Source organism: Cecembia rubra (assembly GCF_003014575.1).
In the GTDB taxonomy this organism is placed as follows: domain Bacteria; phylum Bacteroidota; class Bacteroidia; order Cytophagales; family Cyclobacteriaceae; genus Cecembia_A; species Cecembia_A rubra.
The window spans coordinates 87,607-107,733 of the sequence record NZ_PYGF01000013.1 but is presented as its reverse complement, the minus strand read 5'-3'; the positions used below and the strand labels follow the sequence as shown (position 1 = coordinate 107,733).

General features: G+C 39.0%; 18 protein-coding genes and 1 pseudogene. 9 read left to right on the top strand and 10 right to left on the bottom strand.

Going from position 1 to position 20,127, the window contains the following annotated elements; translation table 11 throughout:
• Nucleotides 1-81 precede the first annotated feature (81 nt).
• A complete protein-coding gene (locus CLV48_RS17970; protein ID WP_106568698.1) occupies nt 82-522 on the top strand; it encodes a GNAT family N-acetyltransferase in 441 nt (146 codons plus the stop codon).
• A gap of 630 nt (nt 523-1,152) precedes the next feature.
• Here the strand turns inward: CLV48_RS17970 and CLV48_RS17965 are convergent.
• Nucleotides 1,153-1,437, bottom strand: a complete 285-nt coding sequence (locus CLV48_RS17965; protein WP_106568675.1) for a TIGR03643 family protein — start codon at nt 1,435-1,437, stop codon at nt 1,153-1,155.
• 19 nt (nt 1,438-1,456) lie between these two features.
• Here CLV48_RS17965 and CLV48_RS17960 point away from each other — a divergent pair, with 19 nt between their 5' ends.
• Complete coding sequence (locus CLV48_RS17960; protein WP_331527316.1) at nt 1,457-2,947, top strand: cryptochrome/deoxyribodipyrimidine photo-lyase family protein; 1,491 nt, start codon at nt 1,457-1,459, stop codon at nt 2,945-2,947.
• A gap of 597 nt (nt 2,948-3,544) precedes the next feature.
• Here the strand turns inward: CLV48_RS17960 and CLV48_RS17955 are convergent.
• From CLV48_RS17955 to CLV48_RS17925, 7 genes are all read right to left on the bottom strand, one after another.
• Complete coding sequence (locus tag CLV48_RS17955; RefSeq protein ID WP_106568673.1) at nt 3,545-4,747, bottom strand: hypothetical protein; 1,203 nt, start codon at nt 4,745-4,747, stop codon at nt 3,545-3,547.
• 8 nt (nt 4,748-4,755) lie between these two features.
• Nucleotides 4,756-6,390 carry a hypothetical protein gene (locus tag CLV48_RS17950; protein ID WP_106568672.1) on the bottom strand — a complete coding sequence of 545 codons (1,635 nt, stop codon included), beginning with the start codon at nt 6,388-6,390 and terminating at the stop codon, nt 4,756-4,758.
• 240 nt (nt 6,391-6,630) lie between these two features.
• A complete protein-coding gene (locus tag CLV48_RS17945; protein ID WP_106568671.1) occupies nt 6,631-8,811 on the bottom strand; it encodes a penicillin acylase family protein in 2,181 nt (726 codons plus the stop codon).
• A gap of 46 nt (nt 8,812-8,857) precedes the next feature.
• Nucleotides 8,858-9,715, bottom strand: coding sequence for an alpha/beta hydrolase (locus CLV48_RS17940; RefSeq protein ID WP_106568670.1), 858 nt, complete (start codon nt 9,713-9,715; stop codon nt 8,858-8,860).
• Nucleotides 9,716-9,844: 129 nt separating this feature from the next.
• Nucleotides 9,845-11,062, bottom strand: coding sequence for an ATP-grasp domain-containing protein (locus CLV48_RS17935; protein ID WP_106568669.1), 1,218 nt, complete (start codon nt 11,060-11,062; stop codon nt 9,845-9,847).
• Nucleotides 11,063-11,065: 3 nt separating this feature from the next.
• Nucleotides 11,066-12,496, bottom strand: a complete 1,431-nt coding sequence (locus CLV48_RS17930; protein WP_106568668.1) for a leucyl aminopeptidase family protein — start codon at nt 12,494-12,496, stop codon at nt 11,066-11,068.
• Nucleotides 12,497-12,616: 120 nt separating this feature from the next.
• Nucleotides 12,617-13,435, bottom strand: coding sequence for a hypothetical protein (locus CLV48_RS17925; RefSeq protein WP_106568667.1), 819 nt, complete (start codon nt 13,433-13,435; stop codon nt 12,617-12,619).
• 127 nt (nt 13,436-13,562) lie between these two features.
• On the opposite strand from CLV48_RS17925, the gene CLV48_RS17920 reads away from it, so the two are divergent.
• On the top strand, nt 13,563-14,435 hold the full coding sequence (locus CLV48_RS17920; protein ID WP_106568666.1) for an SDR family oxidoreductase: 873 nt from the start codon (nt 13,563-13,565) through the stop codon (nt 14,433-14,435).
• A 139-nt stretch (nt 14,436-14,574) separates the two neighbouring features.
• On the opposite strand, the gene CLV48_RS17915 is transcribed toward CLV48_RS17920, so the two are convergent.
• Both CLV48_RS17915 and CLV48_RS17910 read right to left on the bottom strand, forming a co-directional pair.
• Nucleotides 14,575-15,537, bottom strand: a complete 963-nt coding sequence (locus CLV48_RS17915) for a sodium-dependent bicarbonate transport family permease (protein ID WP_106568665.1) — start codon at nt 15,535-15,537, stop codon at nt 14,575-14,577.
• On the bottom strand, nt 15,534-16,031 hold the full coding sequence (locus CLV48_RS17910; RefSeq protein ID WP_106568664.1) for a hypothetical protein: 498 nt from the start codon (nt 16,029-16,031) through the stop codon (nt 15,534-15,536). Before CLV48_RS17910 ends, CLV48_RS17915 begins: the two co-directional genes overlap by 4 nt.
• A gap of 91 nt (nt 16,032-16,122) precedes the next feature.
• Here CLV48_RS17910 and CLV48_RS17905 point away from each other — a divergent pair, with 91 nt between their 5' ends.
• The 6 genes and pseudogenes from CLV48_RS17905 to CLV48_RS20950 form a co-directional block, all read left to right on the top strand.
• Nucleotides 16,123-17,049, top strand: coding sequence for a LysR family transcriptional regulator (locus tag CLV48_RS17905; RefSeq protein ID WP_106568663.1), 927 nt, complete (start codon nt 16,123-16,125; stop codon nt 17,047-17,049).
• A 95-nt stretch (nt 17,050-17,144) separates the two neighbouring features.
• A complete protein-coding gene (locus tag CLV48_RS20405; RefSeq protein WP_146140119.1) occupies nt 17,145-17,369 on the top strand; it encodes a hypothetical protein in 225 nt (74 codons plus the stop codon).
• Nucleotides 17,370-17,767: 398 nt separating this feature from the next.
• Entirely contained in the window at nt 17,768-18,430 is a 663-nt protein-coding gene (locus tag CLV48_RS17895; RefSeq protein ID WP_106568661.1) for a hypothetical protein, read from the top strand.
• Nucleotides 18,431-18,432: 2 nt separating this feature from the next.
• Nucleotides 18,433-18,834, top strand: a complete 402-nt coding sequence (locus CLV48_RS17890) for a hypothetical protein (protein WP_106568660.1) — start codon at nt 18,433-18,435, stop codon at nt 18,832-18,834.
• Between the two features lie 23 nt (nt 18,835-18,857).
• Nucleotides 18,858-19,571, top strand: coding sequence for a hypothetical protein (locus CLV48_RS17885; protein WP_106568659.1), 714 nt, complete (start codon nt 18,858-18,860; stop codon nt 19,569-19,571).
• A 221-nt stretch (nt 19,572-19,792) separates the two neighbouring features.
• Nucleotides 19,793-20,026: pseudogene (locus tag CLV48_RS20950) on the top strand (HYC_CC_PP family protein); the annotation flags it as partial.
• Between the last annotated feature and the right edge of the window lie 101 nt (nt 20,027-20,127).

The window sequence follows — 20,127 nt, the reverse complement described above, 5'->3', positions numbered from 1 at the left end:
ATTGATCATGGCCATAATCTCACATAAAGAAAAGATTATCTCATGGTGAGATTGCATGTTGCCCTTATAAATAATAAAAACATGAAAAAGATAAAAATCAGACAGGGTACCATTCAAGAAGTGGCGGAACTTTCCAAAAAAGTGACAGAATTTTTCCAGCCTTTTTCTGAAAAAACCTATGAAGACAGGTTGAAAGATACGGTACACCTGATTTTGATAGCTGAGGTGGAAGGCAAACCTGTAGGCTTTAAAGTGGGTTATCAGAGGGATTCTCCAGAACTGTTTTATTCCTGGATGGGCGGGGTGCTTGACAGTCACCGAAGGATGGGTATTGCTACTAAATTGGCAGATGAGCAGGAACATTGGGCAAGTAACCATGGTTACTTAAAGGTATATTTCAAAACACGTAACCGCTTTTCCAAGATGATCCACTTTGGCCTGAACAGAGGATTTAAAATTGTAGACCTGATCAAAAAGGGAGGAATTGATGATTATAGGATTGTAATGGAGAAAGTGTTGTGAGGTTAATAATTTTTTTTCTAGATAAGTTGAAAACCGGTATAACCTCTTCAGTTGGTAAAAGGATCAGGCTGTGGAGCGAAGATGGTTTTAAATTAAAATTTTTAGTGCTTTGTAAAAACCCATTCTAAAATTTTAGCATTTGGTGAAATTAAAGTGGAGGTATTGTCAATATTATGCGTCATTTGGAGATTTTAATATTTGGGGAATGTACAGAAAATGTAATGACAGTTATTGAAACCTCATCCTTATTTGACAAAAGTGGAGAAGAAACTCCTATTCTTTATGAGACTTTTACTACCAATGACAAATAGTTATTTATCACGGCGATCGCCAGGACTTTGCTGAGCCCTTTGGGTGCAACCGTTTGTCATTTGTTAATCTGTATATGTCAAATTCTAAAATCTCAGGGTGACAAGTCCGGTAATATGTCATTGGCAATGCATTGACCATAAAACAGCAAAGCGTCGATTCCCATCGACGCCTAAAAGTTTTTGCAAGATTAATAAAAAATGTTCGTTTGCTGTACGTTCTCAAAAGTACATCTCTAAGATTGCCTTAAGGCGAAGGGAATATTAAATGTCTTTTAATTTACTGGAGTCTTATTCTTTTGGACTTAATATAGCGGTAATTTTACCTTTTGGATACTTTGTTCAAGGAGATGGTTCTTTGGAGATTACACTTGAACCGGTTTAAGTCTTCCGGTCCTTTTATCCGGTGTTTGGTAGCCCTTCCTTGTACTCTTTCTCTCCACATCCTGAAAGAACTTGGTTTCATTTCCCTGCGCATCAATGTGATCACCTCTTTTTCTGAAAGACCAAATTGGGCGGTTATGGCATCAAAAGGAGTCCTGTCTTCCCATGCCATTTCAATGATTCTGTCAATTTCTGCCAGGCTAAGATTTTTGAGATTCTTCATATTGCCTAAACTTTACCGATTGAGCATTGTTTTTATTGGGATGAAAAAAGTAAACATAGTTTGGTTTAAAAGGGACTTGAGACTTCATGACCATGAGGCATTAAAAGAAGCCATCAATGATGGATTGCCTCTCATTCTATTGTTTTGTTTTGAACCATCTTTAGTAAATGCGCCTCAAAGTTCAGAACGGCACTGGCGTTTTGTCTGGCAGAGTATAGAAGGGATGAACAAGGAATTGGAAAAGTGGAATACCAAAGTGTATGTCTTTTACCAAGAGGTCTTAATTGTATTTGAATATTTGATTAAAAACTATTCAGTTCAGAAAGTTTTTTCTCATGTGGAGACAGGCATTGAATTAACTTTCAAAAGAGATAAAGCAATGACTGATTTTTTTTCTTCCCAAGGAATAATCTGGCAAGAATTTAAGCAACAAGGAGTCAAGAGAGGGAGGAAAAATAGAAAAAATTGGTCAAAAGATTGGTATGCCTTTATGTCAGCCCCCGTATGCGACCCTGAATTTCCGAAGGCAAGATTTTTGTCTCTTTCCAATGCATTCTTGAAAGGGATTTCTCAGGAATCCATTCCTGAAAAATGGATAGTCGTTCAACCAAATATGCAAAGAGGAGGAGAGGAGTTTGGGAGAAAATACATGAGCTCATTCTTTATGGAGCGGGTCAAAAACTATAACAAACATATCAGTAAACCTGAACTTAGCCGTAAAGGTTGTAGCAGATTGTCGCCTTATCTTGCTTGGGGCAATCTTTCCATGCGACAGGTATACCAAGAAGCAGAAATCCGCAAAAAGGAGAAGTTTCAAGTAGGCTGCTTAACCAATTTCCAGTCCAGGCTAAGATGGCATTGCCACTTTATCCAGAAATTTGAGATGGAATGGGAAATGGAATTCAGACATGTCAACATGGGTTTTGAGGAGCTAGAGAAACCTTATGATGAAAGGAAGGTCAATGCCTGGAAAGAGGGGAAAACAGGCTATCCTTTGGTGGATGCCTGTATGCGCTGTGTGCAGGAAACGGGTTATCTGAATTTCCGCATGCGCGCCATGTTGGTTTCCTTTCTCACGCATCACCTCTGGCAGGATTGGAGGACTGGGGTAGATCATCTTGCAAAGTTGTTTTTGGATTTTGAACCTGGAATTCATTACCCCCAGTTTCAGATGCAGGCTGGGGTTACTGGGATCAATACTGTCCGAATTTACAATCCGGTCAAACAATCCCTAGACCAAGACCCAGATGGTTTTTTTATCAAGAAATGGATTCCTACCTTGTCTAAGATTCCTGCTGCTTTGGTCCATGAGCCTTGGAAATTGACAAAGATTGAACAGGACATTTATAATGTTGCCATAGGGATAGATTATCCATATCCTATAGTGGAACTGGAATCTGCTGCACGATTTGCGAGGGATAAAATATGGCAGGCACAAAAATTACCGGCTGTTCAAAAAGATGCAGAAAGGATATTGAATAAGCATACCGTGCCGAATCGCTGGCCCTGAGTTTTTATTAAGCTAGACACTAGAAGCGAGAATCGGGAGAGGACTGTGCGTCAAGAATATGTCCCTTTGAACATTTTTAGCAAAGGGCCAGCCAGGTTGTAGCTTAGGAATGAGAGCCAATGCAAAAACTTTTACCGAAGGATTTCGGGAGTAAAAAGAGCCAATTAGGATTTCTGAAGTCGGAAAAGAACAGGACTTTCTTAGATTGCTTTCTTTGGGTTATAGGTCAATTAATATAAAAGGCTTATCCTTGTCACCTCCCTGCCCGTTCCGTTCAGGCGGGGACGAAGGAGAGGTCTTCGAAAAGGGGAATGGTAACAGTCAAAAAGCAAGAAATTTCGGAGTAGGGATGATCTAATAAAAAATAAATAAGTCGAAAAGTACAGTTAAAGGTAATTCCATGTGGGTAACCAGGAAGTGGGAGAGAATTTTTTTTATTGAGGAGCTAAATCTTTATAGGTTGATTTTTTTAAACTATGGAGAACTAGTGTGCTTTCTTTATACTAAAATGAATCCCAATAATCTGAAAAAAGAGCATAATTTGATTGGTTTTGGATTTTGTGATACCAAAACCAATCAAATCAATCACTCAATTCCCTATCTTTTCACCTGCTTCATCCAATTGCCCCATGAGAGTCCAAGTCTGCAGGTAAGTGTACCAATTAAAACAGCAATGCCCAGGCCTTTGAACAGATCCCAACCCTGGCTGATGTAATCGGGGTGGAATATATACCGGTAGGGAGAATTGGGATTAGCAAAATAAGGAAAAGAGTATCTGCCAAAAAACCAACCTCTACCGATTTCTGACATTTGTAATTCAGCAAAATACCATTGAGCAGGTACAAAACTTACTACAAACCCAATCGAAAGGACAGCTGCCAAGAACCATTTGTTCCGGTTTTTCCATTTGCCTATCATCAGGTCAATGACCATTGCCGGAATTATCAAAATAAATGGGAAATGGAAGGGTTGGAATCTTGTGATAAAATTATGGACAGGACTTAGTTTGGGTTCCGCAGGAAAAAGGGGTAAAACCCATACCATACCTGCCATCAACAATGTATAAACTATTGACATTTTGGTTGCTCCCCACTTATAAGGAGAGGCATAAGCCACAGAAACCATGAGAATTGGAAGTGCTGCCATAGTTACCTGATAAGTCAATACATGATGTTGCCTGCTCAGGAAGAAATACTCAGAAAAGAAGGTGTAACCCATCACCAAAAGAAAGCCTGAGCTCAAAGCATACATCCAGTGCAGATGGTTTTTTGCCCTATCTTTCAGGTTGTTGCCCAATCTGTTTTGAAGTGCGATAACTGAAATCAAAGCTCCAAACTGTATTACTATCATTCCCAATCCAAGAACCGCATGTGGTGGAGAAAGAATTTTTACATCCAGTCCGTAGGTATTGTGCCACCAATCATCAAATGGGGCAGAGGTCAACATGGCAAAAGCGCCCCAGATACAGAACATGGCACCAAGGGAACCATGGAAGATTCCCCAAAACTTAATGCTTTGTTGTTTTTCCTCAGGACTTCCCCAAAAACTGATTTTAAGTACTTTAATTCCAGAGAAAATTCCTGATATCACAGCTCCCAGATAAATAGCAATATGGGGAGGTGAAAAAAGGCCGTCTCTTCCCACACTCATATGCCAAGAAATGTCCCAAAGTAAACCTATAGCTATGCAAAATGAAGCAAAAACCGAAGCATAAATGAAGCTCGGGATTACCTTTGTAGCTGAAGCACTTTTAGTGCTAATGGCTCCATCTAAGGTTAGAGTACTAAAATTCGTTTTCATATATATCTTTATTCAACTTCTACATCAAATGCGCCATTGACGATTTTTCCACCAATTTTCACCTGAATCCAAATTCTGTAGTCCCCTTTTTCAGGGAAAGCATAAGGAAAACTTACCATACTGTGTTCTTCATGTTCGGGATTCTGCCAATTGTAATGGACCATGTTCCCCATCAAAAGGCTGTCCCTTTCCACATCAGGCAGGGCATCCAGAAAGGCCACTACCTGATCTATACTATCCTGAAAGCTCTGGCTTTGAGGGATATCTGTAAATCCAATTTTTCCAGACGTGAACCTGTCCAGAAGCATTTGCTGTGAACCCATGGAGTAATTTCCGGTTGGATGTAAATGAATATAAACTGTACCGTCATGCTTCAACACCACGGCATGCCCCATCATTCCTAAATAGGGCTCCAAGAGGGCAGGTTCCCCTTCTTGATCAAATAGTGCAAAATCAAGGTTATACAGCTTTCCGGCTTCAAACTTCCCGGTTTCTGTTTCCCAGACAGCGGAATAACCTCCTGGGAGATCTGTTTTAATGCCAGGTTTGCCACAGATCATGATATCTCCATCCAAAGTAACTACTTTATTGGACACAGGATTGGAGAAAGTATAGGTATCATCCCTGTTTAAAATTACAGTTTCATTTGTGGCTAACCTGAAGTTGGCAGACTCTGGAATATTCAATTCCGAGACTATTGTCTCAGCAAATCCAGTATAGCGGGTAATATCAGCAAATACATGGTAATCTCCTGAAGGCAATGGAGGTAGCTTCACCCTGAAGTTCAAGGTGTCCAATCGCTCAGGATGAAGATGGGCAAAGACATCCAGGTCACCTTTCCGGATCAAAAACATATGCATCAATTTTCCATGGTCCGGAACAATAAAGCTTATTTTCCTTGTTACCCTCCCCTGAGTAGATTTGAGCGGTTCAATACTGAGATGCAGAAAATCTCCATCAGGTCCAGATTCAAAAGTGGATATTCCGCTGAGCGGTTCAAATAGATAGTTTCTATATTGGTTGGATTCGGCATCCCACCAGGACTTTCCTCCCCATAAAATCAACAACATCACCAAAGTTCCTGCTATAATTCCTAGTTGTTTCTTTTTTTGACTTTTTGCTGTACGCTGAACCCCGGGTTCACTTATAGAGTCACTCATGGCTGAGGCTACAATTGTTACCATCAAAACCACCAAAAGTATTCCCAATAATGCCAAAACAAGCCCGAGTTCAAAAGGCATATCCTTTTGGGCTGTAGGTACAGCCATCACTGGAATGATGGCTTCAAAGGTTTCTCCTCCAACAGTCATTATCAATTGTACACTAGAGGCACCACCTTCCATAAACCACAATTCCCCTTCATATTTACCCAATTCACCGGGAACAGGAAAAAGAGGGTCTGCTTTAGGGGTTCCCTTAAGGCCTGCTGACCAATACACCGGTCGGGCTTCCAAGTTGATACTTTCCGGGTGCTCTGGAATTATAACTGTTACTGTCGCAGTCCCAGGGACTACATCTGGAGGATTGATATTCGCCAAAACCCTGTAAGGACCCAATAAGCCTTCAAAAATAACTCCGGGGCTTCCAACATGGCCGGATAGTAAAATCAAAAAAAAGACAGGTGCCAAAACTTTTCTAATCATAATTCCTGTAAAAGTGGTTAAGTATACTGTTGGTAAACAATTTGCTGAACAATTTAATAAAAAAAAAGTGAGCTTGAATCATCTAAGCTCACTTTTTCTATGATTTTAGGCATAATAAAGAATGAATTACCTTATTAAAATGGCCGGGCTTGCCATTAATATTGAGGCTAATACTTCTACATTTCAACCAATAATTCCCCAGCAATCAACCAGCTAATAACCAATGAATTGATAGTTTTTTTAATTCTTACTCAGTCTGCCGGGCCTATATTGGGTTCTTGAATTTTTTAGCACGTCTTCTTTGTAGAAATTTACATCCTTAAACTCCCCTTTAGCGTATTTTTCAGCTTGGTCTACAAAGTGAGGAGAAAATGGCTGGCCACTTTGTCCACCTGCCAATATACTTTTCGCTTTTACTTTTTCTCCAAATTCTACTACTGCCACAAAACTGTTTCCTACATTCCCATACCACCTTTTGGTATTGGGATAAGCCCTGCTTCCATAAGCTGCCAATGAACCCCACATGGAGGAATTAAATCCAATAGGAAGACTGGGTAAATCATCATAAAATTTACCATGGACTTCATTGGTCAGCCTTTGAAAGCGATTGATTTCACCCCAAGGTATATTCCAACTTCCAAAATCCGCAATCAATTTGTTGATGGCTTTTTCGAAAGCGTCTATTTTCATGGTATCACTTGTGCTGTGGGCCAAAAAATCGAAAATATAATGATCCCAAGCTCTTTCAAGATCTCTTGCATCTGCCATCAACTGCCCGCCCCAAAAAATGGCCAAACTGGTGCCAATGGAATTAATTCCGGATTTAAGGTCCCAATTTACGAGCATATTCATGGGTTCAATCAAGCTTTTCTTCCTTGGGTCAGAATCTGGTAATCCTTCAAAAGCCTTTTGAAGTGCTGGAACTAATGGTTCGAAGGCCATCAGGGTAGGTTCATAGGCTGCTGCAATCAAGGTTTCCAAGGTGAAATCCGTTTGACCGGCCAATAACCTGACAGCATTGATTCCCCTAGCGTTTTCCAAATCCCAGGCCATGTAAGCAGGGTAATCCTCTTTTTTAGGACTAAAAGGCCCGGCGGCTGTAAATGGAGTGGAATTGCAGTTCTGTATCCAGCCATTTGCTGGATTTTTGATAAAAATCATTTCTTCTACCTCGTGGAGGCCTTTCCAAGCTGTAGCAGGATTGCTTCCATCTACCACATTTCTCCAGTCAAACTGTGGATCTCTTACAGGAATAAAGTTGCCATGGTAGTATACAATATTGCCTTCCCGGTCTGCATATACTGTATTGTTTGAAGAGTTGGTTTTAAGGTCCATGGTGGCTTTGAATTCTGTATGGTTTTTGGTTTTGGTCCTGGTAAAAGATTGAGTTAAGGCTTTTACTCTTTCAACCATCAGAGAAATGGCAATCCATTTTCCATTCTCTTCCCGGATGATGGGACCATGATGGCTGTAATAAGCGGTAATTTCCCTTTCTACGATTTCACTTCCTTCCTTGTATTTAAGAAGCATCTTTTTTTCAGTTATAGGCCGCCATTCTTTTCCATACAGGTAATGATATTTGCCATTTCTTTTTTCGACTGTTAATGCAAAATGATCAATGGCATCGGCCCGGCTGGAGGTATGCATCCAGCCATTGAACTCATTAAAGCCCTGATAAATGAAGAATTGTCCCCAGGTAACTGCTCCGTAGGCATTGAGGCCATCCTCACTTACCATATGGATCTCAGGTCTAAAATAAAAAGAGGTATGTGGGTTGATTAAAAGCAGTGCGTTTCCAGATTTACTCAATTTGGGTGCTATGGCAAAACCATTGGAACCCCGGGGCTCTTCGTCAAAGTCCCTTTCCTGAAGGACCAAGTTGGCATAGAAGTCTTTATCATAAAAAGTCTTCAACTGATTGACAGAAATGGTTTCTATATCGCCACCAATGCTTCCTTCACTGAAAGCAAGGGCCATCCAAGGTTCAAATTTGCTGATCAGTTTGGGTTTTACTTCCGGATGGGTAAAAAGAAAATAGTTGATTCCATCGGCCCAGGCATCCATAAGGTTTCTCAACCATTCTGGAGAATTTGTATATTCCTTTTTGAGGACTTCTTCATCGATATACATTTTCATCCTGAAATCCGTGTATAGCTGGGAGATGCCTTCCACCTCTGCCATTCTTCCCAAGGCATTGATATAATTTACTTCAACCCTGTTAAAATCATCTTCACATTGGGCATAAATCATCCCAAATACCGCATCCGCATCTGATTTTCCATAAATATGTGGAATTCCCCATTGATCCCTGATGATTTCAGTGTTGTTTGCCCTTTGTTGCCATCTTTGAAGGTCACTTTGAGCATTGGTAAGAGATAAAATGAGCAGGGACAACCATAATAATAAAGATTTCTTGATCATACTTGGGTTTATTCTAGCTTAATTTAATCTTTTGTAGTTCGTTCTATCAATTGTTCAAATGCTTTTTAAATACGCTATCAATGTAAAGCATATGAAAGGGCAAAGCTTCTGTCCAATATTCCCATGTATGTGCTCCAGGTCTTTCAGTATATTCATGGGGAGTACCATTTTCCAGCAAAAGTTGGTGGATTTGTCTGTTGGTCTTGATAAGAAAATCGTCTACCCCACAATCAATAATCAGCGAAATGCCGTTTACTTTCATCCTGTCAACCAATCCAACAGCGGTAAATTCACTAAAGGGAGATTTGTAGTCTATCTCGCCCAACATCGCTTTTTGGTTTTCTTTTCTAATTTTCCTAAATTCTTCATTGACTGTCCATAAGTCGGTATCAATGTTCATGACTCCACTCATACTTCCTGCTGCGATAAAAAGTTCAGGATTTTTGGCACTTAGCATTATAGCTCCGTGACCACCCATGGAAAGTCCTGTAATTGCCCTGGCTTCTCTTTTTTTGATTGTTCTGAAATTTTTATCAATGAAGGGAATCAATTCTTTGATAAAGTAGCTTTCATATTTTACTGAATCCAGAATAGGGCTGTCATAGTAGTAAGATGCAGGACCTACTCCCGGCGTAACGATGAGAACCTGATACTTGTTGGCTAGGTCAACCAATAAATTGTCTTTGGTCACCTTTTGATGCCAGTCGGAAAAACTTCCGGAACCACCATGAAGCAAATAAACAGTGGGAAATGATTTTTCTCCAATGGAATAAGTTTCCGGTTTTACAACAGCAGCCTTCAGATGTTTGTCCATTACTTGGCTATAAACCTTAATGGTGTCCACTTGGGCATTTACATTTAAGCCTATTCCCAGAAAGAGAAGCACAATCAGTAATTTTTTCATTTCTTAGTGTCAGGTTTTTCCATAAAAGTACCAATTCAGACTTTAAGTAAAACCTAAAATTTGCGAACGGCAAAAATTAAGGGGGAGTAAAATAAAAAAGGGATGTTTGTCCATCCCTTTATCTATTTATCAGTGAAATTTCTTCACCTTTTCCTGTTCTGCTACAGTGGAAAACCCATTGCTCAATCGCGCAGCATAATCATCAAGCAGTTCAATGACCCTTTCATGGTTTTTCGATTTCACTATAAGTCCGGCATGGTATTCCAGAGGAACCCTGAAGCAAACTTCAGGATCACCAAAAGATGAAAGGTCCGGATGCTCAAATTTGGAAAGCGTAAGGACAATACCGGCATATTCTTTTTTTGCTTTTGGAAGTTTATAGTCTTTTCCCTTGCTGACGGCATCTTCAATTTTTGCCCATTCTGCCCAAAGGTTGATGTCTGTGGCACCTTCAATCATCTCTGCCAAATGGGCTCCACCAACTCTTGAGGAAGTTTCAAGAAAATATATCTGACCATCCTCTTTGCCTTTAATGAATTCGGTATGTGCTGCGCCATTTTTCATACCGAAGGCTTTCATAACTTTTTTATTAGCCTCTTTGATGGCTAAATCATCCTCTGATCCATATGAAATATTCGCACTTCGGAATATTCCCCCACCTTGGGAGATTTCCATAGGTGTGGCCAAATACCTCGATACTGTACAGAAAATTGTTTTTTCATTCAAATTAAGGCTGTCCGCGTGGTAAACATCACCTGGTTTGAACTGTTCGACGAGGTACTTGATTCTGTTATCTCCCAATTCATGAATGTTGTGCCATAGACTTTCCTTGTCAAAGACTTTGATAATTCCATGTGCTGAAGCTTCAGAACGTGGTTTGAGGACCCAGGGGGCAGGAACCGTATCTGCAAACTTATTGATGTCTTCATCATGAAACAAAGCGGAAAATGGGGGGACCAATACACCAGCTTCATAGGCACGCATCCGCATGGCCAATTTGTCCCTGAAATATCTACCGGTAGTCTGTCCCATACCTGGAATCCTGAGGTTTTCTCTCAGGAAAGTTGCCTTTTCCACATCATAATCATCAAGGGCTACTATGGCATCTATCTTTGTGTGCTTCATGATCCCTGCAACACCCGTCAATAGCTTGTCCAAATCCCAGTCCAGGTCCTGACCAGGCATGTAATAGATTTCGTCCAGGTATTCATGGGGCCAATTGCTCTCCCGTAACTTTTCAGTGGTCACCAAGAAAACCGTATTATTGGATTTTTTGAGGGCAATTAGAAAAGCAGCTCCCTTAAAATAATTGGAGATGCATAAAAAGGTCTTATGTGAATGGCTCATCGCTTAAAGATTTTCCATGAATTTAAGCAATAAGTGGACACCAAAAGCAGTGGCATGCTTGGTTTTTGCAAATTCTGAATCACCAAAAGCTGTACCAGCTATATCAATATGCGCCCATGAAGGATGGTTTTCAGTGAAAAATTCCAAAAATTTTGCCGCAGTGATTGCTCCTGCATAGGGCTTACCATGGTAATTTTTGATATCTGCAATCTCACTCTCCATTTCGGATTGATAGACATCCCACATTGGAAGTGGCCAGACTCTTTCACCAACCTTTTCCCCGCATTCCTGTAATACTTTTAGGAGGTTGTCATCCTTGGAAAAAAGGGCTGCACATTCATAGCCAAAAGTTCCCACAGCACTTCCTGTTAGGGTGGCAAAATCTATGATGGTATCAGGCTTATAATTTTTGATCAAATAGTTCAATCCATCCGCTAGGATCAGTCTTCCTTCTGCATCGGTGTCTATGATTTCTATCGTTTTGCCACTGTAACTTCTGATGACCTCAGAAGGGAGAATGGATTGATTGTCAATGGAGTTTTCTACACAAGGAACTACTGCTGTTATGGATACAGGGATTTTAAGGTCTGCTATCAGTTGCATGGCTCCGAGTACAGTTGCTGCCCCTCCCATATCGCACTTCATATGCACCATGCCCTGGGTTTTGATATTGAGTCCTCCCGTATCAAAAGTAACCCCTTTACCCACTAGGCCGACATGTTTTTTAGCATTCCTTGGCCGGTATTCCATAATTATAAATTGAGGTTCCCTATGGCTTCCCTGTCCCACTGCCAAAAAAGCATGCAGATTTTCTTTTTCTGCCCTTTTTCTGTCCAACACTTTGGTATTGAAGCCATATTGCTTTCCTGCATTTTCAGCCCATTCTGCTAGAAATGATGGTGTGATTTTATTGGGAGGAAGGTCTACAAGATGGAAAGTTTCCAATTGGGCAGCCGCCAGTTTTTGGGCCTTTAAGACTATTATTTCTGCGTTTGCAAGATTTGTGGAAATGGATAGGGAAATAGAAGTCCAATCTTTTTCTTTGTCAATAGCACTTTTATAATGTCCTAAGCGGTACGTGCCTAACAATAGTCCCGAAACTGCTGCTTCGAGGACTTGTTCCCCCATCTCTTCTGTAAGATGCAGTAATACGTTTTCCTGAAAAAAATCAGCCTGTTTGGCTGTTAATCTTCGGAATGCAGTCTTAATTTCTTTGTAGATGGGATTTTTTCCTAAGCCTAGAAAAATAAAAATATTTCCACTTTCTTGATCTTTTACAAGGTATTGGGAATCTTTTTTTCCGTTAAAAATTGCTTGAGGTACCTGGATATTTTTGAACTCCAGCCTTGCTTGTAATATGTTTTCATTTTCAAAAAATGGCAAGATGACTGTTCCTTTAAATGAACTTGGGTCTGAAGCTTGAAGGGTTTTCATAAGTCAAAAGATTTTTGTTGAATTCTGGGGCCTTAGTAAAACTAAAACAGAAGGTGATACAGGCTAAAGCGTTCCGGTAAAACTGCTATTGTTTAATTTCAAATTAAAGGCAATCAGAGGTTAATTAAGTTCAAATATCAGGATCCTGCCATCAAAAAGAGTTACCTTGGCTTTTATTTGACAGCCGGATTCATTTTCATAGTTCAGGCTGTGATTAGTCGATGAAGTGGCATTTCTGAAAATCTTCCACCTTTCACTTCCCTGAATAGGCAAAACTATACCTTGGTTAATGCATTCAGTTAAATACCTTTTATTTGCTATAGGTTCCATAACAATAGGTCTTCCTGTGATATTTCTGCCTTCCAAATTGCCGGAACTTTCAAACCCAGCAAGTTTTCCATTTAGGAAGGATAACTGAAACTCATAATTGCCACTGATTTTGCTTGAAGATTCAAATTCATCTATGACCAAAAGGTCTTCAAAATCTTCGGTTCTCCTATTCGGATTGGTCAAACTTCGGATTTGTTTAAAATCTCTTCTGCCTTCTAATTTGATTTTTCTGACCTCATAAGTTTCATACTCCAGTCTGGTTATAGATTCCAAAGCATTTGTATTGATATATTGTAAATGGATTTTACCATTTCTTTGCAATTTTTTTCCTGTGGAGCAATTTGAGGATTTATCAAAAGTCAGGGTTACTTTCCTTTCTGCTTCATTGATAGTAACCTTGGGGCAACTTGGTAAAGAGTCCGGAAGTACTGTTCTGTAAAAATCCAATGTCTGAAAAGCGAAAAAGTAAGCTTCTTCCAGACCTAATGAAATATCAAATATTTCCCGTCCCTCAACCTGTAAGTCCGTGCTGATGTTTTTTTCTATATCGGTATTACAGGAGCTGAAAACTAAAACACTCAGTGCAAGAAGTAAGAATCTCTGTCGCATAGGCAAATAATGAGGCTGTAAATCTACTTTCTTTCATTGACATTTAAAATGATGCCAAATTGCCCGATCTAACCTTTTTTTTGGATTGAGGATTACCTATATTCAACGGTAAATTAATCCAAATGATATGAGTTATACAAAAGGAATGCTCAAAGAAGGTGCTTTGAGAGGTAAAACCATTTTAGTGACAGGTGGAGGAACTGGTTTAGGTAAGTCAATGGGGCTTTATTTTTTGAAATTGGGCGCAGATCTTGTCATCACGAGCCGGAAGTTGGATATACTGCAAGAAACAGCTAAAGAAATGGAAAAAGCCACGGGTGGAAAGGTGCTGGCCCTTGCCTGTGATGTGAGGGAAATCGAGCAGGTGGAAAAAATGTGGGCTGATGCCATTTCCCATTTTGGAAAGGTAGATGTGGTATTGAACAACGCGGCAGGGAATTTTATAAGTCCTACAGAGAGGTTATCCACCAATGCCTTCAATACCGTTTTGGATATTGTCCTTAAGGGGACTTCAAATGTCACTTTGACTGCTGGAAAATCCTGGATCAAGTCCAAGCATCCCGGGGTTTTCCTCAATATCGTGACTACCTATGCCTGGACAGGATCCGGATATGTGGTTCCCAGTGCCGCTGCAAAGGCCGGGGTATTGGCAATGACCAGATCTTTGGCGGTGGAATGGGCAAAATATAAAATCCGAAGTAATGCCATTGCGCCAGGTCCATTCCCAACTGAGGGTGCCTGGAGCAGGTTGCTTCCCGGGGATTTGGTTAAGAAATTTGACCCCGCCAAAAAAGTACCTGTAGGCAGAGTAGGGGAGCATCAGGAGCTGGCCAACTTGGCAGCTTACCTTGTTTCCGACTTTTCGGCATATGTCAATGGAGAGGTCATTACCATAGACGGAGGGGAATGGTTGATGGGAGCAGGAGAATTCAATAATTTAGATATGATTCCTCAAGAAATGTGGGATATGATGGAGGCATCCAGGGGAAAAAAGCAATAAGCCCCAAGTTGGTTTGGGGCTATCTTAAATCCAAGTGGAAAATCCGGAATCTTTAAATAGGGCCCTCTTTTTATAAAGAGGGTTTTTAACATTTTATTTGATCCAATTTCTTAAATTAAATATTGTGATTTTTTCAAAATCATAAACTGCTCGCGACCCAATAATAAATCGGGAAACCAAGTGTAATGTTGAAGGGAAATGTTACAGCCAGTGCCATCGGTAAAAAAATGCCGGGATTTGCTTTGGGAACGGCAATCTTCATGGCTGCGGGAACGGCAATATAGGAAGCTGATGCTGCCAGGATGGCAAACATGAACCGGTCTCCTGTATTAGGGGTAATCAATTGGGATATATAGGCAACAATTATCCCATTGATAAAAGGGATAATGATCGCAAATACAGCTGTAAATCTTCCTGAATCTAAAAAGTCTTTCAATTTTTTACCACTTGTAATTCCCATGTCAAGAAGGAAAATGGCCAAGAAACCTTTAAATATATCTGTGGTAAAAGGTTCTATTCCTCTTGCCTCTTTTTCGGATGCCAATAGTCCAATAATTAGACTTCCTAAAATGAGAAGGACCGAACCATTGGTAAAGGCATGGTGGACAACTTTTCTGATTTTCATTTGAGAATTGCTCTCTTCAGAAAATATTTTGATCAGCAAAACCCCCAATATGATGGCCGGAGCTTCCATCAAAGCCATAATGGCGACCATGTAACCATTGAATTGTTGCTGCTGTATTTCTAAAAAGGAAACGGCAGTTACAAATGTTACCGCTGAAACAGAGCCATATGCGGCAGCTATTGCTCCTGCATTTTCTACGCTGAAACGTTTTTTGAGAATAAAAAATGTGTACAACGGGATAATGCTTGCTACCGCTATGCCAAACAAAACTGCCCAAATGATACCCATATTGAATTCGCTGTGAGCGAGCTCTTGCCCACCTTTGAATCCAATGGCAAACAAAAGATAAAGGGATATAAATTTAGAGGAGTTGTTGGGTATTTCAAGATCACTTTTTAACCTTACAGCCAAGATCCCTAAAACAAAAAATAAAAAGGCAGGATTGGTAAAGTTGTCAATTAATAAATGGTAGTTCATGCTGGTAGTTGTTGGAATTCGAGTTCGAATTCAATCGATTTGTTTTTTTGTACTTGGGTAAGTAATCCTTTGAAATGGATAAGGCCTTCCAAATAAAGTTCAGAAATTTTTTCTTGATTTATCAAATATTGTGCCTGAGATTCCATATGTAACAAAGCCAATACACCAACTTTGGATGAGGTTTTTGCTTCTTTTTCGATCTCATGAGTGTTGCTGTCGTATATTTCCGAGAGAATTTTTTTTCCGGGAAATTCGAATTCATCATGCTGCAGAACAATGTCCCTGAGGAAAACCGAATCCGTATCATGGACCTGGATGATTTCTGTTATACCCATTTCTTTAATCAACCGATATATTTCTTCCAAGTCTTTATTTGCCTGTCCCTCAAAAACTGTACCTGGAGATGAAAAAAATATTGGTTCATTCCTGTATTGCTTCTTTAGGTAGTTTTGTATTGGATTAGATGGGCAAATAAGAAAAATCCTTTGGGACATTTTTTTCGATTTTTGAAACCTTTTGCAAATTTCACCAGTATAATTAATATATTTTCATTTATATTTGTAATGTTTTACATAAAAAAAATTTATGAATTATACACTTCATCAACTACAGGTTTTTTTAAAGGTCACTCAAACGGAAAGCATTACAAAAGCTGCAGAAGAATTGCATTTGACCCAACCTGCAGTTTCCATACAATTGAAAAACTTTCAGGAGCAGTTTGACATACCCCTGACCGAAGTAGTAGGGAGGAAGTTGTACATCACAGATTTTGGAAAGGAAATAGCTTTAGCTGCTGAAAAGATAGTGGAACAGGTCAATGCCATTAATTTTAAGACTGCTTCATTCAAGGGTCAATTGACTGGACGGTTAAAGATTTCTGTGGTATCCACAGGGAAATATGTCATGCCTTATTTTTTGGCGGATTTCCTAAAAGCCAATCCTGGCATAGAACTCAAACTCGATGTGACCAACAAGGCAATGGTCATCAATAGTCTTGATGAAAACGAAATTGATTTCGCTTTGGTCTCAATTCTTCCTGAAGCTATGCAGGTGGAGGCAATCCCACTTATGGAGAATAAACTTTATTTGGTGGCCAACAAGGATTTTGATCTTATCCAAAAGGTTTATGGAAAGGAGATTTTTGAAAAAATTACCCTGATTTTCAGAGAACATGGGTCAGGTACCCGCCTGACCATGGAGCGGTATTTAAGGAAAAACAATATTCCGGTAAGCAAAAAATTGGAACTCACTTCCAATGAGGCCGTGAAACAGGCGGTAATTGCAGGATTAGGTTGTTCGGTGATGCCCCTTATAGGGCTTAGAAATGAAATTAAGGATGGGGATTTGAAGATCATTCCGGTAAATGATCTACCTATTGTAACCACATGGAATCTGATTTACTTAAAAAATAAGCGGTTTTCGCCAGTAGCTGAGGCATTTTTGGAATACCTGCATTTGGAAAAAGAAAACATCATCAAACAGTATTTCAATTGGTTTGAGGGAGTGCATTGAGTTATGAAAAAAAGACATTATAAATTAAAGGGTTTTGAAAATTAAGAAAAATTCGATTGTTTAAAACCTCAGCGTAAAAAACCAAAAAGCCAGAGTTGAATACGTTTTTCAATTCCATATTCAATACTATCAGCAGCGATAAAGCTGTTTTTAATTCCCTGAATTTGCTCAGTGGTTTTATTCTTGCCATCCACCTCAAAGATGTACTTTCCGTCGATCCTGAAATTCCGGTCTTTGACATGTTCCACGGGATGAAGATGGAAAACTTGATTAGTGAAAAGGTCTCTCTAAGGTTTCCCAAGTCTGTATTTTTGGAGTAAAGGCAAACTGGAAGTTGGTATTTTCCAATTAGATTTTCTTTGTTTTTAGCATTGGTATGTATCTGTGTTGATCTTAATTAAAGAATTCTTAGAATTTCAGTATTAACAACTTTCATTTGAAACGGTTGCCCGGAGAAGATATCCCACAACTGGGAAAAATTAAGAATGGGAACTCTTAAAAAGTATATCTTCAAAACCCAATCAAAAGTAGTGACCGTGGAAGGATCCAAAATAACAAAATAAGGCATGATATCTGATTTTTAGATAAGGATGATTTTAATAGAAGAAAATTTAAGTTATTGATTACTATGATCTTAGGGTTATTTTTTTTATTTATTTAGGTATAGTAGTTTATTTTAATTGATATTAAAGTACATAATAACTCAACAGTTGAACAAATGAAATTTAAAACCTTTGTTTTGGTAGTATTGCCATGTTTTTTTATACTATCCGTCTATGGACAACAGGATAGTAAAAGGTGGGAAGTAGGAATAGATGTCCTACCACTTTTTTCCAAAAACCAACTACCTTCCTATTCTGTTTTTGGGAGGTATCAGTTAAACCCAAGCGCTGAAAGGGAATGTTTTATAAGGGCAAGAGTTGGGTACCAAATTCAGAATTTAGAGAAGAAAACACCAGATGAATTTTATACTTTGGTTGATGATAAAGTGGCCAATACTTTATTTTCACTAGGATACCAAAAGGATTTTGTTAGCTCCGCTAAGCATTCAATGTACTTGGGAGGAGACTTGAATTTCATAAGGAGAGCACAAACAATAAGTGCGTTTTACTTTTCTGAGAAAACGATGATGTTATATACAACAGACAGAACTAATTTTTCTATGAATATGAATGTATTAATGGGGTTCAGTTACAAACCCATTAGCCAAATAAAAGTTTCTTTTGAATCAGGTCTCTTCGCAGGAAGGACTTACAAGAATGAAGATTACTTGACAGAAACCCAAGAGGGAGATTCGATCTCATGGGGCTCAGTATCTTCTAATAAAATAGATTTTGGAGTATTACCATTCTATCAAATATTGTTAACTATAAATTTTTAATTATGAAAAAAGCTTTTACCTATTTTATATTTTTTTTGATAAGTTATACATCAGTTTCACAAACAGATCCACCAAAACCTGATGTTATATTTACCCCATATGGGTCATCTCCATTTTGGTATGGGGAGCAAACATCATTTAGTTTAGGATATAAAATTGATGATGACAATGTTAATTCCCCCATTTGTAGTACGAGAAGTGTAAGTGTCACTGGAAACGGTGGTGCAACTACTAGTATAAATCAAACACTTGATGCGGTGTTGGTTACTTGGGGGAATCAAAAAACAGAGAGCCAGGGAGCCAAAGTAAAAATTACCTTAGGGTCATGTAACAACAGTTTATTTAATAGGAATTTTGAGTCTCAAAACTCATATCACGTAATGTCAATAATAAGACTCAATTAAAAATAGAGGAATAAATTACAAAGATGAAATACGTAATCGTGAGTTCTGAATTATCAAAAAACGTTATTAGGGCTTTTTTTCTTATAATTTTGATATTGTATTCAATCCAACAGCAGTCCTATGCCCAAGTTAGCGACAGGATTCCCAGGTGGGAAATAGGTTTAGATGCGCTTTCCTTGATTGATAAAAATGATCTTCCTGCCTATTCGCTTTTTGGGAGGTTTATGTTGAATCCCCAAGCTCCCAAAAAAACCAGTCTACGGTTGCGGTTGGGGGCGGAAGGATATGCTTACCTTGACTCTGCATTCAATGAGGATAAAGTTGGTCTTGATTACCGTGTCAACTCCTTTTTTGTTTCTGCAGGTATACAAAGAGAGCTCCTGATATTTGACAAGAGTTCAGTTTACTTTGGTGCAGATCTTGGATATTTAAGGAAGGTAAATCTCAAAGATTACACAGGGGACTTTGGCTGGAATGTAGTCGTGCATGACTACTATCGCGAAACAAATTTGAGGTTTGCAGGAATTCTGGGTTATACTCACCAGTTGGGCAACAATTTTGCCATCTCAGTAGAAAGTAGTTTGCAAACTATATACTCCCATCAAAAGCAGGATACCGATTACGTATCGACTTTTAATGAAGATAACATTATCATCAGCTATGAAAACAGCACTGTCAAATCCTTGCAATCAGGTATCACACCTTTTTATCAGGTTTTATTTTGTTATAGATTCTAGTTTTCCATGATTTCGTCTTTCCATGTAGAGATTTGTATTGAAGAATAAAAGGAATTGAAGTATGAAGGAACTTCAGGAGATATGGTCCACTCTACTATCATTTCAGACGGTTCGGCAAGGCATTGGGGTTTAAGGTTTCAATATGAATTTTGAAACTCCAACAATAATTCTATACATTCACTAAACAGAACCTTCATAAATTTGTAGCGTAATTATTTCTCGTGAAGTCATTCGTCAAAATATCACTCCTTGTTTTTTATGTGTTTTTCAACGCAGGGTTGAGCTATTCCATGCATTTCTGTGAAGATGATTTTCAGAGGATTAATGTTTTTGCAGAGTATAAATCCTGCCGCGAGTCCAATACACCAATACCATGTTGATTTGATCACATTTCCAATCTTGAACGTCCCAACATAGATCAGCAAGTTTCCGATGTTTTAGATTTGCAGCCTCAGTAAATAGAGGTTTTTATCTCCATGTTTGAATTGAATGGTGTGATTGTCAAGGAGAAAGAAAAATTGGTTCTCTGATTCCTCACCTCTCAAATTTCACGATA

Bases quoted from the DNA above. Each gene is read 5' to 3' on its own strand.
- CLV48_RS17970 (WP_106568698.1), top strand. From the start codon at position 82: ATGAAAAAGATAAAAATCAGACAGGGTACCATTCAAGAAGTGGCGGAA.
- CLV48_RS17965 (WP_106568675.1), bottom strand. From the start codon at position 1,437: ATGAAGAATCTCAAAAATCTTAGCCTGGCAGAAATTGACAGAATCATT.
- CLV48_RS17955 (WP_106568673.1), bottom strand. From the start codon at position 4,747: ATGAAAACGAATTTTAGTACTCTAACCTTAGATGGAGCCATTAGCACT.
- CLV48_RS17950 (WP_106568672.1), bottom strand. From the start codon at position 6,390: ATGATTAGAAAAGTTTTGGCACCTGTCTTTTTTTTGATTTTACTATCC.
- CLV48_RS17945 (WP_106568671.1), bottom strand. From the start codon at position 8,811: ATGATCAAGAAATCTTTATTATTATGGTTGTCCCTGCTCATTTTATCT.
- CLV48_RS17940 (WP_106568670.1), bottom strand. From the start codon at position 9,715: ATGAAAAAATTACTGATTGTGCTTCTCTTTCTGGGAATAGGCTTAAAT.
- CLV48_RS17935 (WP_106568669.1), bottom strand. From the start codon at position 11,062: ATGAGCCATTCACATAAGACCTTTTTATGCATCTCCAATTATTTTAAG.
- CLV48_RS17930 (WP_106568668.1), bottom strand. From the start codon at position 12,496: ATGAAAACCCTTCAAGCTTCAGACCCAAGTTCATTTAAAGGAACAGTC.
- CLV48_RS17925 (WP_106568667.1), bottom strand. From the start codon at position 13,435: ATGCGACAGAGATTCTTACTTCTTGCACTGAGTGTTTTAGTTTTCAGC.
- CLV48_RS17920 (WP_106568666.1), top strand. From the start codon at position 13,563: ATGAGTTATACAAAAGGAATGCTCAAAGAAGGTGCTTTGAGAGGTAAA.
- CLV48_RS17915 (WP_106568665.1), bottom strand. From the start codon at position 15,537: ATGAACTACCATTTATTAATTGACAACTTTACCAATCCTGCCTTTTTA.
- CLV48_RS17910 (WP_106568664.1), bottom strand. From the start codon at position 16,031: ATGTCCCAAAGGATTTTTCTTATTTGCCCATCTAATCCAATACAAAAC.
- CLV48_RS17905 (WP_106568663.1), top strand. From the start codon at position 16,123: ATGAATTATACACTTCATCAACTACAGGTTTTTTTAAAGGTCACTCAA.
- CLV48_RS17895 (WP_106568661.1), top strand. From the start codon at position 17,768: ATGAAATTTAAAACCTTTGTTTTGGTAGTATTGCCATGTTTTTTTATA.
- CLV48_RS17890 (WP_106568660.1), top strand. From the start codon at position 18,433: ATGAAAAAAGCTTTTACCTATTTTATATTTTTTTTGATAAGTTATACA.
- CLV48_RS17885 (WP_106568659.1), top strand. From the start codon at position 18,858: ATGAAATACGTAATCGTGAGTTCTGAATTATCAAAAAACGTTATTAGG.